17 protein-coding genes are annotated in these 15,237 nt (G+C 61.8%); 10 read left to right on the forward strand and 7 right to left on the reverse strand.

Annotated elements, in window-relative coordinates; translation table 11 throughout:
• The first annotated feature begins 33 nt into the window (after nucleotides 1-33).
• The 4 genes from glgB to ACLM42_RS05970 all read left to right on the forward strand — a co-directional run bounded on the left by glgB (nucleotide 34) and on the right by ACLM42_RS05970 (nucleotide 4,883).
• A complete protein-coding gene (gene glgB, locus ACLM42_RS05955; RefSeq protein WP_415400140.1) occupies nucleotides 34-2,337 on the forward strand; it encodes a 1,4-alpha-glucan branching protein GlgB in 2,304 nt (767 codons plus the stop codon).
• A 56-nt stretch (nucleotides 2,338-2,393) separates the two neighbouring features.
• A complete protein-coding gene (hemE, locus tag ACLM42_RS05960) occupies nucleotides 2,394-3,452 on the forward strand; it encodes a uroporphyrinogen decarboxylase (protein ID WP_247910827.1) in 1,059 nt (352 codons plus the stop codon).
• Nucleotides 3,449-4,447: an NAD-dependent epimerase/dehydratase family protein gene (locus tag ACLM42_RS05965; protein ID WP_415400047.1), complete on the forward strand. Its 999-nt coding sequence runs from the start codon at nucleotides 3,449-3,451 to the stop codon at nucleotides 4,445-4,447. The genes hemE and ACLM42_RS05965 overlap by 4 nt, the downstream gene beginning before the upstream one ends.
• A gap of 94 nt (nucleotides 4,448-4,541) precedes the next feature.
• Nucleotides 4,542-4,883, forward strand: a complete 342-nt coding sequence (locus ACLM42_RS05970; RefSeq protein ID WP_247910825.1) for a c-type cytochrome — start codon at nucleotides 4,542-4,544, stop codon at nucleotides 4,881-4,883.
• 299 nt (nucleotides 4,884-5,182) lie between these two features.
• Here ACLM42_RS05970 and ACLM42_RS05975 read toward each other — a convergent pair whose 3' ends face one another.
• A complete protein-coding gene (locus ACLM42_RS05975) occupies nucleotides 5,183-5,416 on the reverse strand; it encodes a hypothetical protein (RefSeq protein WP_415400048.1) in 234 nt (77 codons plus the stop codon).
• Between the two features lie 43 nt (nucleotides 5,417-5,459).
• Here ACLM42_RS05975 and ACLM42_RS05980 point away from each other — a divergent pair, with 43 nt between their 5' ends.
• From ACLM42_RS05980 to clpB, 3 genes are all read left to right on the forward strand, one after another.
• Nucleotides 5,460-5,822, forward strand: coding sequence for a hypothetical protein (locus tag ACLM42_RS05980; protein WP_415400049.1), 363 nt, complete (start codon nucleotides 5,460-5,462; stop codon nucleotides 5,820-5,822).
• Between the two features lie 102 nt (nucleotides 5,823-5,924).
• Nucleotides 5,925-6,236 carry a hypothetical protein gene (locus ACLM42_RS05985; protein ID WP_415400050.1) on the forward strand — a complete coding sequence of 104 codons (312 nt, stop codon included), beginning with the start codon at nucleotides 5,925-5,927 and terminating at the stop codon, nucleotides 6,234-6,236.
• Between the two features lie 136 nt (nucleotides 6,237-6,372).
• The gene (gene clpB, locus ACLM42_RS05990) at nucleotides 6,373-8,991 is read left to right on the forward strand and encodes an ATP-dependent chaperone ClpB (RefSeq protein WP_415400051.1); all 2,619 of its coding nucleotides are present in this window, start codon (nucleotides 6,373-6,375) and stop codon (nucleotides 8,989-8,991) included.
• A gap of 9 nt (nucleotides 8,992-9,000) precedes the next feature.
• On the opposite strand, the gene asnB is transcribed toward clpB, so the two are convergent.
• Genes asnB through ACLM42_RS06015 form a run of 5 tightly spaced genes read right to left on the reverse strand, consistent with a single transcriptional unit; the run spans nucleotide 9,001 to nucleotide 12,173 of the window.
• Complete coding sequence (gene asnB / locus ACLM42_RS05995; protein WP_415400052.1) at nucleotides 9,001-10,812, reverse strand: asparagine synthase (glutamine-hydrolyzing); 1,812 nt, start codon at nucleotides 10,810-10,812, stop codon at nucleotides 9,001-9,003.
• A gap of 32 nt (nucleotides 10,813-10,844) precedes the next feature.
• Entirely contained in the window at nucleotides 10,845-11,129 is a 285-nt protein-coding gene (locus ACLM42_RS06000; RefSeq protein WP_415400053.1) for a 4a-hydroxytetrahydrobiopterin dehydratase, read from the reverse strand.
• Nucleotides 11,130-11,165: 36 nt separating this feature from the next.
• On the reverse strand, nucleotides 11,166-11,444 hold the full coding sequence (locus ACLM42_RS06005) for a cupin domain-containing protein (RefSeq protein ID WP_415400054.1): 279 nt from the start codon (nucleotides 11,442-11,444) through the stop codon (nucleotides 11,166-11,168).
• A 15-nt stretch (nucleotides 11,445-11,459) separates the two neighbouring features.
• Nucleotides 11,460-11,714, reverse strand: a complete 255-nt coding sequence (locus tag ACLM42_RS06010) for a hypothetical protein (RefSeq protein ID WP_371820632.1) — start codon at nucleotides 11,712-11,714, stop codon at nucleotides 11,460-11,462.
• 3 nt (nucleotides 11,715-11,717) lie between these two features.
• Nucleotides 11,718-12,173, reverse strand: coding sequence for a secondary thiamine-phosphate synthase enzyme YjbQ (locus tag ACLM42_RS06015; protein ID WP_415400055.1), 456 nt, complete (start codon nucleotides 12,171-12,173; stop codon nucleotides 11,718-11,720).
• Nucleotides 12,174-12,351: 178 nt separating this feature from the next.
• Between ACLM42_RS06015 and ACLM42_RS06020 the strand changes: the two genes are divergently transcribed.
• Complete coding sequence (locus ACLM42_RS06020; protein WP_415400056.1) at nucleotides 12,352-12,783, forward strand: thiol-disulfide oxidoreductase DCC family protein; 432 nt, start codon at nucleotides 12,352-12,354, stop codon at nucleotides 12,781-12,783.
• On the opposite strand, the gene ACLM42_RS06025 is transcribed toward ACLM42_RS06020, so the two are convergent.
• Complete coding sequence (locus ACLM42_RS06025; RefSeq protein ID WP_415400057.1) at nucleotides 12,754-13,194, reverse strand: DUF2721 domain-containing protein; 441 nt, start codon at nucleotides 13,192-13,194, stop codon at nucleotides 12,754-12,756. The genes ACLM42_RS06020 and ACLM42_RS06025 overlap by 30 nt on opposite strands.
• 52 nt (nucleotides 13,195-13,246) lie before the next feature.
• Between ACLM42_RS06025 and ACLM42_RS06030 the strand changes: the two genes are divergently transcribed.
• Complete coding sequence (locus ACLM42_RS06030) at nucleotides 13,247-13,648, forward strand: OsmC family protein (RefSeq protein WP_415400058.1); 402 nt, start codon at nucleotides 13,247-13,249, stop codon at nucleotides 13,646-13,648.
• A 40-nt stretch (nucleotides 13,649-13,688) separates the two neighbouring features.
• Nucleotides 13,689-15,218 carry a carboxypeptidase M32 gene (locus ACLM42_RS06035; protein WP_415400059.1) on the forward strand — a complete coding sequence of 510 codons (1,530 nt, stop codon included), beginning with the start codon at nucleotides 13,689-13,691 and terminating at the stop codon, nucleotides 15,216-15,218.
• The last annotated feature ends 19 nt before the right edge of the window (nucleotides 15,219-15,237 follow it).

Raw genomic sequence — 15,237 nt, forward strand, 5'->3', positions numbered from 1 at the left:
CCTTGAGGTCCTGTGCTGGCTCAGCTCGAGTGGATGGTTGAAGACGGTCAGCGCCTCGCGGAATGCCGCCATGACCATCCCCAGGCTGTCCTGGGTCCCCACCCGCTCGACAACGGCAAATGGGTCGTCCGGGTGTGGATGCCTGAAGCTGATCGGGTTGAACTGATTGGCGCCGGTCTGCCCCAGGCGATGGAGACCCCCCATCACCCCTGGGTCTTCGAAACCGAGCTCCCCAGCAACCCCGGCAGCGGCTATCAGATCCGCGTGCAGCGCGGCGGCATTGAACACGTCGCCCACGACCCCTGGGCCTTCCGCGAGGAGTGGATGGGTGAGTTGGATCGCCATCTCTTCGCCGAAGGCAATCACAACCACATCTGGCAGCGAATGGGTGCCCATGTGGTGACCCGCGATGGCGTCGCAGGCGTCATGTTCTGCCTGTGGGCACCCAACGCCCGCAGCGTCTCCGTGCTGGGCAATTTCAACAGCTGGGACGGACGCCATCACCCCATGCAGTCGCGCTTGGGCGGCTGCTGGGAACTGTTCATCCCTGGCCTCAAACCGGGCGAGATCTACAAGTACGAAATCCGTAGCCAGCAGGGGCACTGCTACCAAAAGGCAGATCCCTACGGCTTCCGCCACGAGGTCAGACCGGACAACGGCTCGGTTGTGGAAGCCCTGGAGGGTTACAGCTGGGGGGATGGCGCCTGGATGCAGGAGCGGGACAGTCGCAACCCTCTTGACCAGCCGATCTCGGTCTACGAGATGCACCTCGGAAGCTGGATGCACGCCAGTGCCGACCAGCCCTTCGTCGAAACCGATGGGACCGTGCGCGAGCCGGTACCCGCCGCCGACCTCAAACCCGGGGCTCGCCTACTGACCTACTCCGAGCTTGCCGATCGAGTGATCCCCTACGTGAAAGCACGGGGCTTCACCCACATCGAATTGATGCCCATCTCGGAGCATCCCTTTGATGGATCCTGGGGCTATCAGGTCACGGGCTGGTACGCCCCGACAAGCCGCTTCGGCCAGCCCGACGAATTCCGCGCCTTTGTCGATCGCTGCCACGCCGAAGGGATTGGCGTGATCCTCGACTGGGTCCCCGGACATTTCCCCAAGGACGCCCACGGCCTGGCCTTCTTTGATGGCGCCCACCTCTATGAGCATGCGGATCCCCGGATCGGCGAGCACAAGGAATGGGGGACGCTGATCTTCAACTACAGCCGCAACGAAGTCAGGAACTTCCTTGTCGCGAACCTGGTCTATTGGTTCGAGCAATTCCACATCGATGGCATCCGTGTGGATGCAGTGGCCTCCATGCTCTACCGGGACTATCTGCGTCCCGATGGTGAATGGATCGCCAACGAACACGGCGGGCGGGAAAACACCGAGGCCGTTCAATTTCTGCAGCAGGCCAACCACGTGCTGTTCCAGCACTTCCCTGGGGCCCTGTCGATCGCTGAGGAATCGACCACCTGGCCGATGGTGACCAAGCCCACCGACATGGGCGGTTTGGGGTTCAACCTCAAGTGGAACATGGGCTGGATGCACGACATGCTCGATTACTTCGAGCTCGATCCCTGGTTCCGCCAGTTCCACCAGAACAACGTCACCTTCTCGATCTGGTACGCCTACACCGAGAACTTCATGCTCGCGCTGAGCCACGACGAAGTCGTGCACGGAAAGAGCAACCTGCTCCACAAGATGCCTGGCGACGATTGGCAGAAGTTCGCCAACACCCGGGCACTCCTTGCCTACATGTGGACCCATCCCGGCAAGAAGACCATCTTTATGGGCATGGAATTCGGCCAGCGGTCGGAATGGAATGTCTGGGGTGATCTGCAGTGGGATCTGCTCCAGTACGAGCCCCATCAAGGACTGCAGCGACTGGTGGATGACCTGAACATCTTCTACAAGTCACAACCGGCCCTCTGGCGCGACGACTTTGAGGAGTACGGCTTCCAATGGATCGACTGCAATGACAACCGTCACTCGGTGATCAGCTTCATGCGCCGGGAGAGCACCACCGGCCAGTGGTTGGTGGTCGTGGCAAACTTCACCCCCCAGAGCCATTCCCATTACCGGGTCGGCGTTCCCCTAAGCGGCTTCTACACCGAGGTCCTCAACACCGATGCCGCTCGCTACGGCGGCAGCAACCTCGGGAACCTTGGCGGGAAATTCACCGACGAATGGGGCATCCACAGCTACGAAAACTCCCTGGATCTCTGTCTTCCTCCCCTCTCAGTGCTGGTCTTTAAGCGAGATGAGAAGCGCAGCCAGGAAGGCCTAGGCGCTGCGGAGACTGAAGTTCGTGACGAAGCGGCGGAACCCAGGGTCTAGAAGGCCTCAACGGGGGGTTGGCTCGGGTAGGTTCCAAGGCCCATTCGCAAGCCCTCATGTCTTCTAACGCCCCCCTGCTGCTGCGCGCTGCCCGTGGTGAGCAGGTGGAGCGTCCTCCGGTCTGGATGATGCGCCAGGCCGGCCGATACATGAAGATCTACCGCGACCTGCGCGACAAATACCCCAGCTTCCGCGAACGCTCTGAGAACCCTGATCTCTCCTATGAGATCTCGATGCAGCCGTTCAACGCCTTCAAGCCCGACGGCGTGATCCTGTTCTCTGACATCCTCACGCCCCTGCCGGGCATGGGCATCGACTTCGACATCATCGAGAGCAAGGGCCCTCAAATCCAGGACCCCATCCGCTCAATGGCGCAGGTAGAAGCCCTGACACCATTGAACCCGGCCGAGACCATGCCCTTCGTTGGCGAGGTGCTGGGTAGACTGCGCCAGAGCGTGGGCAACGAGGCCGCTGTCCTCGGCTTCGTCGGCGCACCGTGGACACTGGCTGCCTATGTCGTTGAAGGCAAGAGCAGCAAAAATTACGCGGTGATCAAGGCCATGGCCTTCCGCGAGCCCAAAATCCTGCACAAACTGCTGGACCATTTCGCCGAATCCATCGCTAACTACCTGCGTTACCAGATCGACTCCGGCGCCCAGGTCGTGCAGATGTTCGACTCCTGGGCCGGTCAGCTGAGCCCCGCGGACTACGACACATTCGCCGCCCCTTATCAGAAGAAGGTGGTGGACCTGGTCAAGCAGACCCATCCCGACACACCGTTCATCCTCTACATCTCCGGCAGCGCTGGGGTCATCGAGCGGATGGCTCGCACCGGCGTGGACATCGTGTCCCTGGACTGGACAGTGGACATGGCAGAAGGCCTGGCCCGCCTTCCCGAGCATGTCGGTGTTCAAGGCAACGTGGACCCCGGCCTGCTGTTCGGGAGCCAAGACGCCATCCGCGACCGCATCGATGACTGCGTTCGCAAGGCCCGCGGCCGCAAGCACATCCTGAACCTTGGTCACGGCATCCTGCCCGGCACCCCTGAAGAGAATGGTCAGTTCTTCTTCGAGGCCGGCAAGTCCGTGATGGACCGCCTGGGAGCTGCAGTTTGAGTTCGGCGCCCGCAAGGATCCTGATCACTGGGGCCAGCGGCTGCGTTGGCCAGCACATTGCTGATCTTCTCTACCGAGAGACCAACGCCGAGTTGCTCCTCTGGCTGAGAGATCCCAGCAAACTGACGGCCGTTCCCGCCACTGATCCGCGGATCACGCTGTTGGTGGGGGACCTTCGTGATGTGGAACCCCACCGCGCACTGATTGCCACGGCCACGCGCATCATCCACACCGCCACGGCCTGGGGGGACCCTGAACGGGCCCGGCAGGTGAACGTGGTGGCTGTGAAGCAGATGCTGGCGGCCACCAATCCTGAGGTTTTGGAGCAGGTGGTGTACTTCTCCACCGCCAGCATTCTTAATAGCGATCTCAAGCTGTTGCCGGAGGCGATGCCCTACGGCACTGAATACATCCAGACCAAGGCGCAGTGCCTGGAGCAGCTCGAACAGCATGCGCTTGCTCAGCGCATTGTGGCGGTCTTCCCCACGCTGGTCTTCGGAGGTCGCGTCGATGGCACTGGGGTCTTCCCCACCAGCTACCTCACGGCAGGACTGAAGGAAGGGGCCCGTTGGCTCTGGCTAGCGAAGTGGCTGCGAGCCGATGCAAGCTTCCACTTCATCCATGCCGCCGACATCGCCCGGGTCTGCGTGCATCTCGCCACAAACCCCCATCAACCCAACCCCGAAGCCGGTCAGGGCCCAGTGAGGCGACTGGTGCTGGGTCAGCCGTTCGTCACCGTCAATGAGACCGTGAAGCGGCTCTGCCGCTGGCGCCGAGGCTGGTATCCCCCGGTTGGCCTGGATCTTCAGGGCTGGCTGATCGAAGGCCTGATCAAGCTGCTGCGGATCGAAGTGAATGCCTGGGATCGTTTTTCGATCCGCCAGCGCCACTTCGTCCACGAACCGGTCAGCCCGCCTGAGCGCTTTGGATTGGTGAGCCATGCACCAACCCTGGAGGCGGTCTTTGCGGACGCGGGACTGAAACACCGGGGGTAATCACAACAGGAGGTTTCAAATGTTGCGAACCTCTGCAGCAAACACGACGAGTGCCACCTCGAGCTCTTAATTTGGCCGGGTTGCACAAGCTCAGATGCGCCGTCTCCTCTCCCTGATTGCCCTTTGCCTGGCGCTGGTGCTGGGTGCTTCCCCCAGCTTCGCCGCTGACGCCGACCATGGCGCTCAGATCTTCTCCGCGAACTGCGCTGCTTGCCACATGGGCGGCGGCAACGTGGTGAACGCCGAGCGCACCCTCAAGAAAGAAGCCCTCGAGTCCTACCTGGCCAACTACAGCGCTGGCCATGAAGAGGCCATCCAGTACCAAGTCACCAACGGCAAGAACGCCATGCCTGCCTTCGGCGGCAAGCTGAGCGACGGTGACATCGCTGATGTGGCTGCCTATGTCGAGACCATGAGCCAGAACGGCTGGGCTTGATTCGGTCCCACTTCAATTGACTCCAGCGACCGCCCCTTCGGGGGCGGTTTTTTTGTGCCTCTTTTCTTCCGTTGCAGCAGCCTGGCGAAGGCGCGATGGTGATCGAACCGCAGCAGCAAACGCATGGTTGACCGGCCTGTCCGCAACAAGAGCCAAAACGATCAAGCTCGATCCGTCGCCGACTTCCTTAAACGCTCCAAGCTCTCAGCAATCCCTCCCCTCAACAGCTCAGAGGCCAGGGAATCGAAAGCAGCACCGGAGGAGTCAGGAGGGCATTAGTCCAAAAGCCCGGGCGGGCTTCACTCAGAGGTAATCACAGAACGCCTGGCCTCGAGCACTTCGAGATACAGCTCCTCATCCACCTCCCGGATGTCGTACTCACTCGGTAGACAACCGTGCTGATGGCGATGCACCACAAGCCAGCAATTCCGCTCTGGATCGCGGGCGGTGCCGTCAAAAGCGAAGGACTCCTGGGCCAGCCGTTGCACCAATTCAGGCCTTGAGGATTCGTGAGCAGCTGAATTGACGGTCATCTCGGATGGTCTTGAGCAGACTGGGGCCATGGATCTGACCATGATGGCCAGTCTGAGAGCGTGGTCGCTGCTGTTGCTCAGCCTCTCGCTAGCTGGCACTGCTGCCCAAGCCCAGTCCAGCGGTGACATGGCGCCCCTAGACCTGATAAAAGGCGGCGGAACGCCGGCAGCAATCGGCCCCAATGCACTGCAAGTGATCCGTGCACAACCATGCCCTCTGGTGGTGAGCCCGCAGCTACCAGCACTCCAACCCCTACGGATCGCTCCGAAGGATGTAGCTGCAAAGAACCGCATGGGCTGCCTCTCCCCCGCTGATGCGATCTATGGCACCGATGGTTGCCCAGCGCGTCTTTGCAGCAAAACCAGTGGTGTTGTGCCCCTTCCATCAGGGAGAGCTGCCCGATGAGATAACCGTGGCCACACTGAAAACGACACCCTTCACACCACCATCACGGTCATGTTCAAGTCGCTGGTGAGGAGCTCTGCGCTGATTGCAACGACAGCGATAGTGAGCAGCCTTCCTGCCCTCGCGCAAGTCAGTGCAGCCAATGTGCGAGCCCTCAACGTTGCAAGGAATTGGGCCGTCAACAACAACGGCGGGCTTTCGGTCTACAGGCCAGCTGCCTGCATGTTCAACACAGGAGATGGTGGGGGTTCATGCCTCATCAAGAAGGACAACAGCGGCTTTCGCTTTAAGTTCCTCGGAGGAGGCCCAGGCTGGGTTGAGTTGGGCAAAACGCCCACAACCGAAACGGAGCTCGAGGTCTCCGCGGATGGCCGCCAAGTGACCAAAGTGATCTACAACGGCTCTCCCCGCTGAGGGGAAAACCGTCCGGCTCGGACGGTCAGCACGCCCATTGGGTAGAGGACCGAAAGCAGCATTTCGGTTCTCCGCTCCTCCACAGCCCAACAACCGCCATACGGTTTGGTCACCACCCAGTTGAGGGAAGACCACCATGCATCCCACTGCTGAACTCTTCACTGAACAAGCCTGGGCCGCAATTGTCGCCGCGCAGCAGTTGGCGCAGCAGCGCCGGCAGCAGCAGATGGAAAGCGAACATCTCTTTGCGGCACTCCTCAGCCAACAGGGGTTGGCTGGTCGAGTGCTGGAGAAAGCTGGGGTGGATGTGGGCACCCTCAGTCAGAAACTCGATGCGTACATCGAGGGCCAGCCATCGTTGAGCTCTCCTCCCGAGAACGTCTATCTCGGCAAAGGGCTGAACAACGTTCTCGAGCAAGCCAACACCCTCAAAGACTCCTACGGCGACAGCTACATCGCCATCGAACATCTGTTGCTCGCCCTGGCGAAGGATGATCGTTGCGGCAAACAACTGCTCTCTCAAGCAGGCAGTGATGCCACCAAGCTCAAAGACGCCGTCCAGGCGATCCGTGGATCCCAGAAAGTGACCGACCAAAACCCCGAAGGCACCTACGAGTCCCTCGAGAAGTACGGCCGTGATCTCACCCTGGCGGCCCGAGACGGCAAGCTCGATCCTGTGATCGGCAGGGATGAAGAGATCCGCCGCACGATCCAAATTCTTAGCCGTCGCACCAAAAACAACCCCGTCCTGATTGGCGAACCTGGGGTTGGCAAGACCGCCATCGTTGAAGGGTTGGCTCAGCGGATCGTCAATGGAGACGTCCCGCAGGCACTGCAGAACCGTCAGCTCATCGCCCTCGACATGGGGGCCCTCATCGCCGGGGCCAAGTACCGCGGGGAATTCGAGGAGCGGCTCAAGGCTGTGCTGAAGGAGGTCACGGCCTCCGAAGGTCAGATCGTGCTGTTCATTGACGAGATCCACACCGTGGTGGGTGCTGGTGCCAGCGGCGGAGCGATGGATGCCAGCAACCTGCTCAAACCGATGCTGGCCCGTGGGGAACTGCGCTGCATCGGCGCCACGACCCTGGATGAACATCGCCAACACATCGAAAAAGATCCGGCCCTCGAGCGGCGGTTCCAGCAGGTGTTTGTCGATCAGCCCACGGTCGAAGACACCATCTCGATCCTGCGCGGCTTGAAGGAGCGCTACGAAGTGCACCACGGCGTGCGTATCGCCGACAACGCCTTGGTCGCTGCCGCCGTACTCAGCAGTCGCTACATCGCCGATCGTTTTTTACCGGATAAAGCCATCGACCTGATGGACGAATCCGCCGCCCGGCTGAAGATGGAGATCACCTCCAAACCCGAGCAGATCGACGAACTCGATCGGCGGATCCTGCAATTGGAGATGGAGAAGCTCTCCCTGGGCCGCGAATCGGACGCCGCCAGCAAAGACCGCTTGGAGCGGCTCGAGAAGGAACTCGCTGATCTCAGCGAGCAACAGAGCGCCCTCAATGCCCAATGGCAGCAGGAGAAAGGCTCCATCGATGAGCTGAGCGCAATCAAGGAAGAGATCGAGCAGGTTCAACTGCAGATTGATCAGGCCAAACGCAGCTACGACCTCAACAAGGCCGCGGAGCTGGAGTACGGGACCCTCACGGGGCTCCACAAAAAGCTGGCCGCCAAAGAAGCGGAGCTGAGCGCCGGCGGCGGTGACAAGTCACTGCTGCGCGAAGAGGTCACCGAAGACGACATTGCCGAGGTGATCGCCAAATGGACGGGGATCCCTGTCGCCAAGTTGGTGCAGAGCGAGATGCAGAAACTGCTGCAACTCGAAGATGAACTGCACACCCGGGTGATTGGCCAGGAGCAAGCGGTGACCGCCGTTGCCGATGCCATCCAACGCTCTCGCGCTGGACTGAGCGATCCCAACCGGCCGATCGCCAGCTTCCTGTTCCTCGGCCCAACAGGGGTCGGCAAGACAGAGCTCTCCAAAGCTCTGGCCTCACAACTGTTTGACAGCGAGGAGGCCATGGTGCGCATCGACATGTCCGAGTACATGGAGAAGCACACCGTCAGCCGCTTGATCGGTGCGCCTCCGGGCTATGTCGGCTACGAGGAAGGCGGACAGCTCACCGAAGCCGTCCGGCGCCGGCCCTATGCCGTGATCCTGTTCGATGAGGTGGAGAAGGCGCACCCCGATGTCTTCAACGTGATGCTGCAAATCCTCGATGACGGTCGCGTCACCGATGGACAAGGCCGCACGGTGGATTTCACCAACACGGTGCTCATCCTCACCAGCAACATCGGCAGCCAGTCCATCCTCGATCTCGCGGGCGACCCTGGGCGCCACAGCGAGATGGAAGCACGGGTGAATGAAGCCCTCCGCGGCCACTTCCGCCCGGAATTCCTCAACCGCCTGGATGAGTCGATCATCTTCCACAGCCTCAAACAAGATGAGCTGCGGCAGATCGTCGAGTTGCAGGTCAAACGTCTCGCCAACCGACTGGAGGACAAGAAGCTGGGCCTCCAGGTCAATGCCGATGCCCTCGATTGGCTCGCCGGGGTTGGTTATGACCCCGTCTACGGAGCCCGCCCGCTCAAGCGCGCGATCCAGCGAGAACTGGAAACCCCAATCGCCAAGGGGATCCTCGCCGGCCAGTTCAGCGCCGGGCACGATGTGGCGGTCGACGTGGAAGGCGAAAAGCTGCGCTTCCAGCAAATGGACCCCAGCAAGCTGCCGCTGCTGGTCTAAGTCCCCTGGTCAGCCGGGTTGGAGTGCAATCCCCATGTTGCGCTCCAACCAATCAGCGAGAACAAAGAGTCCCCATTGCCGTGCCCAGGGCCTGAGGTCCACTGCTCGGGAAGCCGCCCTGAGATCCAGCTGAGGCAGACCGCCGATGTCAGCCCCCTCGGATGACGTGCGTAGCCACTGGTCAAAGGGAATGACAAAACCACGCTTGGGGGCATCCTTCAGCAGCGCCGTCACCTCGGGGAAGGCATCCCGCAGCAGCTGTTTGCCTGGAGCCAAACGCTCTGATGCGGCCACGGGAGACAGGGCCTCGAACAAACCCACGTCGACCAGCGGGACCCGAAGCTCTAAGGAGCTGGCCATCGATAGGGCGTCGCTATCGCGCAACAGCATCCCTCCCATGTAGCTCGAGGTTTCAAGCCACGCGAGCTGATCGGCGACGCTGGCCTCAGCCATCCCCTCAGGCAGCTCCGCCAGAGGTGGCGTGGCTGGCGCCGTGAGATTCCAGAGCTTGATCAGCCGTGAGGCTTCCCGCGCTGAAAAAATTGTGCGCATGCAGCGATGGGCCGCCACCACCCCAGCCGGGCTGGCGAGATAGTCCGCAAAACGCTGGAGCTTGGCTCGCTTTATCGGCCTGATCAGCTGCGAGGCAGCCCAGGCCGCCGGTCCAAGACGCTGGCGCAGCGCCAGCAGCTTCGGCACGGTTTGAAACAGGGGGTAGCCGCCAAAGAGTTCATCGCCACCCAACCCACTCATCACGACCTTGAGGCCCGCATCCGCGGCCTCAGCCGAAACGCAGTAGGTGTTGAAGCCATCCGTACTGGGTTGATCAAGGGCATCAAAAAAGGCGGGCAAGCGCGACCAGGCCTGATCCCGGCGCAGCAGCAAGCGGCGATGGTCTGAGCCAAAGCGACGAGCAACCTGCTCAGCGAGGGCACTTTCATCGAAGGCCTCCTCTTCAAAACCAATCGAGAGGGTCGTCAGCCGCTGGTCAGAGGCCGCGAGGATTGCCGATGAATCCATGCCCCCCGAGAGGAACAGGCCCACTGGCACATCCGAGACCATGTGCGCTTTGACGCTCTCGCTCACCGCCGATCGCGTCCGCTCCACCAGCTCGTCGTATGAGCCACCCCCTTCTGCTCCAAAGCGGGGATGCCAATAGCGCTCAATCGCCAGCTCGCCGTTCTGCCAGCGGGCGAGATGCCCTGGGGGCAGGGCATTGAGACCCTGCACCAGGGTCCCCAGCTGGGGCACACAGCCGAACATCAGGTAGTGCTGAAGAGCCTCCCCATTGAGTTCGCGGGGGACCGCACCACTGCGAAGCAGAGCTCTCACCTCCGATGAGAACAGCAACCGCCTTTCTCTCGATCGGTAGAGATAGAGAGGCTTGATACCGAAGGGATCCCGCCCCAGCAAGGCGCTCTGACTGAGCTGATCAAATAGACAGAAGGCGAACATGCCGCGCAACTGGGGAAGCGCCGCTGCACCCTCGCGGATCAACAGCCGCAGGAGAACTTCGGTATCGCCCGTGGAGACAAATCGCTCGCCGAGGGACTCCAAGTGGTTGCGGAGCTCTTTGTAGTTGTAGATCTCGCCGTTAAAGACCAGCCGGTAGCGCCCGCAGGATGACTGCATCGGCTGATGGCCCGCCGGAGACAGGTCCTGAATCGAGAGACGGCGATGAATCAGGGTGCAGGTCCGGCTCTGCCAAATGCCCGAGTCATCGGGGCCGCGGTGCAACAGGAGTTCAGCAATGCGCGCGGCCTGGGCGCGGGGCATGGTCTCAGCGGACCCACTCGTGAGTTCGCCTGCCAGTCCGCACATGCGAGGCGCCCCTCAGTGCGTTGAATCTACGGTCAAACGAAGGCGTTGATCCGCTGCGCCAATTGCTGATCGAGGTTGGAGAGACCACCGGTGTCGTGGGTTGTCAGATCGATCACCACCCGGTTCCAGACGTTGCGCCATTCCGGGTGATGGCCCATCGCTTCGGCGATCAGGGCCACCCGGGTCATGAAGCCAAAAGCCTCATTGAAATCCGCAAAGACCAGCTCCCGGTGAAGCTTGCCGTCCACCAAGCTCCAGCCGGGCAACTGCTGCTCGAGCTGATCGATTTCAGCCGGGGTGAGCGGAACAGCAGCCATCACCAACCAATCCAACGGCCCTCAGCCTGGCGCGGCTCAACCGAAGCGGTAGTGCTTGCGCACAGGCTGATGCACATCCCAGTGGCAGGAGAGCCCAGCGGCAAACGTGACCAGATCACCGGCGCCAAAGCGGACGGGTTCACCGCCCTCGGGCGTCACCGTGACATCCCCCTCCAGCAGCAGGCAGGTTTCCTGCTCGTCATAGGTCCAAGGAAAGGAGCTGATCTCGCAGCTCCAGATCGGCCACTGGGCGACGCCCAATTGCTCCAATTGAGCGGGATCAGGCCCATGGACGACGTTGATCGGTGTGGCCATCCCAAAAACCTGGAACTAAGGCCCATTCTCGAGGGCCAAGTCATGCAGGCGATCGATCAACAGATCAATGTCGGTGTCGTCCTCCGGCTCCGGCGTGCTCTCCCGGCGGCGACGGACCTCCTCCGCCAGCCGTTCGGCATTGCGCCGCGCCAACTGGGTTGAAGGCGACAGGTCTCGGCCCCGCAGTGATGCCAGTTCCGCCTCCAGCGTCTCCACCCGCTCTTGCAGGCGCGTGAGCGCCAAGGTCAGTTCCTCGAGCGAAAGCGTCATGAGCTACTCCCCGATCAGATGGGCCGCGACCCGCCTGCGCTGGGATCTGACGCGGTGCTCCCAGAGGTAGACCGCCTGCCAAATGCCAAGCAGCAACTTGCCGTCCACAACGCTCAGGGACAGTGTTTGGCTGGTCAACGCCGAGCGGATATGGGCGGGCATGTCGTCGGGCCCCTCGTCGTCATGCAGGTAACGGCGCAAGGAATCGGAGCCATCCAAGGCACCATGAGCAACCTGGGGAACCACCGCCTCCATCCAGGCCGCGAGATCGTCGAGAACCCTTGGATCGGCGTTCTCATTGATGGTCAGGCTGCAGCTGGTGTGGAGAGCACTCAGATGGAGGACGCCCTGGCGGACACCCGTTGAGCGAATCCAGCGGTTCAGCTCAGGGTCGATGCGCAAGAACCCCTTGCCGCGCGTCTGGAGGTCGAATTGCTCAAGAGCCTGCTGCAAGCCCATCAACGGTCCCGTTGGTGCTCAGCGCAGTCAAAGTGATCAGCGGCCCATGGCCCCAACCAGTGCTCCAAGCCAACGGTTGAAGGACATGCTCAAGTGCGGCGGCGGTCTTCACCACCGCGTGACCCAGCCACCGGAGGGGACGACCTTGCCAGGATTCTCTTAAGCAAAGTCCCGCTCCATGGCCACGACGGCGTCCCTCACGCTCCTCTACGACGGCGGCTGTCCGCTCTGTCTGCGGGAAGTGAACTTCCTGCGCCAGCGGGACGAACGGCTTCACCCCAGCTCAACTCGGATCGCTTTTGTCGACATCAACGACGACCACTACAGGCCTGAGCAACACCAAGGGATCAGCTACCGGGAGGCCATGGGCCGCATCCACGCCATTCAGGGGAATGGAACCGTCCTGAAGGATGTCGCGGTCTTCCGCGAGGCCTATCGACTGATTGGACTGGGCTGGTTGTACGCCCCGACGGCCTGGCCCGTCATCGGACCTTTAGCGGACTGGGCCTATGGCCTCTGGGCCCACTGGCGCCTTGCCCTGACCGGTCGGCCCGACCTCGATCAACTCTGCAACTGCCGCCTAGAAGCGACGGCGGATCAGCCGCGCTGAGACGCGGGCATCCAGGAGCAGGGTTAATAACCCCACCATCAAAGAGACCATCGCCACCACAAACAGCGGCACGACGATCGCCGTCAGATCGATCACCGCAATCGCGCTGATGAAGGTGACCGCGACCACGGCAGCCACCAGCACACCGGTGGTCGTAACCGCCTCACTCGCTCGAGTCAGCAAGGTCATCCGGCGTTTGAGCAAGGCCAGATCCATGGCTTCGTCCTTGACGCTCTGCAGCCGCTGGGCCCGGTCGAGCACCCTGGCCAGACGGTTGCTGATCACACCCAACAGACCGGCAATGGCCGTCAGCAGAAACACCGGTGCCACCGAGAGCTGAATCGCCCTGGCCAAGCTGAGCATCGGTGAACCAGCTCCGGGATCCATCGTCAGCAGCGTCGACCGTTCCACCTAAGCGAAGCAATCCAGAACTGCCAACCTGGCAGCAAAGGCTCGCCGTTCCGTGACCCAGATCAACAGCAGCTACAGCGGGCAACTGCGCTGTGCATCGGTCCACGCGCCATCGGGCTCGGCCCTGGAAACCGATGCCCCGACCGACAACCAAGGCAAGGGAGAGCGCTTCTCGCCCACCGACCTTGTGGCTACGGCGCTCACGACCTGCATGCTCACGATCATGGGGATCGTCGCCGAGCGCCACGACTGGAATCTCAAGGGATGCACGACCCGGGTGGAGAAGGTCATGACCAGCGAAGCCCCGCGCAAGATCGCCAAGCTCGAGGTCTGGATTGAACTACCGGCCCACCTCGATGCCAAGGCGCGGAAGATCCTGCAAAAAGCTGCAGAGAACTGCCCGGTGAAACTCAGCCTGGAGGGTGCTGTGCCGATGCAGCTTCACTGGAGCTAATTGCAGCACTTAGGGTCGCGCCACCCAACTCTCCATCACCTTGAGCGCAGGACAGGCCTACGCGAAGCTTCGCGATCACCTGCACCACACCCAACTGCTGGGGGGGATTCAGAGCACGCTCTACTTCGATCAGAACACCGCCATGCCGCCGGCATCGGCGAGCTGGCGCGGTGAGCAGTTAGCCCTGCTGGCGCTGCAGCTGCATGAACGGCAGACCGCCTCGGAGTACACCGAACTGCTGGGCCAGGCGGAGGCTGAAAGCGCTGGACAGGCCAGCACAGAGCAACAGCGCAACCTGCATCTTCTGCGCCGCCAATGGGAGCGCCAGTCCCGCCTCGACCCCGCCCTGGTGGGGCAACTGGCCCAAGCCCAAGCCCAGGGCTACGCCCTCTGGCAGCAGGCCAAGCGGGATAACGACTTCTCGAGCTTCGCCCCAGCCCTCAAAACCCTGATTGCGCTGCGGCTGGAGCAGGCCCGCCAACTGGCCCCGGTGGAACGGGATGCATCAGGGCAAGGGCGCAGCCCATGGGAAATCCTGGCCCAACCGTTTGAACCCGACATCAGCAAAGAGCAGCTCTCCCGCTGGCTGCTGCCACTGCGGCAGGACATTCCCCCTCTGCTCGAACAAGCCCTATCGATTCCCCAAGGATGTTCTGAACAGTGGGATCTCAGTGACCCATCCCAGGAGACGCTCTGCGACCAACTGCTAAAGGACTGGGGTTACAGCGCTGAGCGTTGCCACCGCGCTCGATCGCCACACCCGTTCTCCAGCACCCTTGGGCCAGACGATTTCAGGATCACCACCCGCGTGGTGGGCGGCCAGCCCTTTTCTGCCTTCCTCGCCACCGCCCATGAATGGGGTCACAGCCTCTACGAACAGGGGCTCCCTCGAACGGGGGATCACTGGTTCCCCTGGCCCTTGGGTGAAGCCACCTCCATGGGCGTTCACGAAAGCCAGAGCCTCTTCTACGAAAACCGGCTGGCCCGCAGCCAAGCCCTAGCCAACCGCTGGCATCCACGCTTCGCGGCAGCCCTTGGCAACGATGTCTGGGGAAGCCCGAAGGCCTTCTGGCGCGACCTCAACCCCATCGCACCGGGATTGACCCGCGTTGAAGCCGATGAGGTGAGCTACGGCCTACATGTGCTGCTGCGCTACGAGCTGGAGCTAGCGCTACTGGAGGGAGGCATGCCCGTCGAGGAGCTCCCCAGTGCTTGGAACACAGGCATGAAAGAACTCCTCGGCATCGAACCCAACACGGATCGAGAGGGCTGCCTGCAAGACGTGCACTGGAGCGAGGGGCTCTTTGGCTACTTCCCCTCCTATGCCCTTGGCCACCTCATCAGCGCTCAAATCAGCGAGACAATCGAAGCGCAACTCGGTCCAATCGAAGCACTACTGGAGTCAGGCGAGGACGCCGCCCTGGGCCAGTGGCTTCAACAGCAGATCTATCCACTGGGACGCAGCGTGAACGCCATGGAACTGGTGGAGCAGATCACCGGCAGACCCCTGGGCCATCACCCCTTCATCCGCTACCTGCAAGGGAAGCTCGAGCGACTGGGCGCGGACTAGCCGCTCCGTGAAGAAACGG

Origin of the sequence: Synechococcus sp. W4D4 (genome assembly GCF_047716805.1) — a bacterium.
GTDB lineage: Bacteria > Cyanobacteriota > Cyanobacteriia > PCC-6307 > Cyanobiaceae > Vulcanococcus.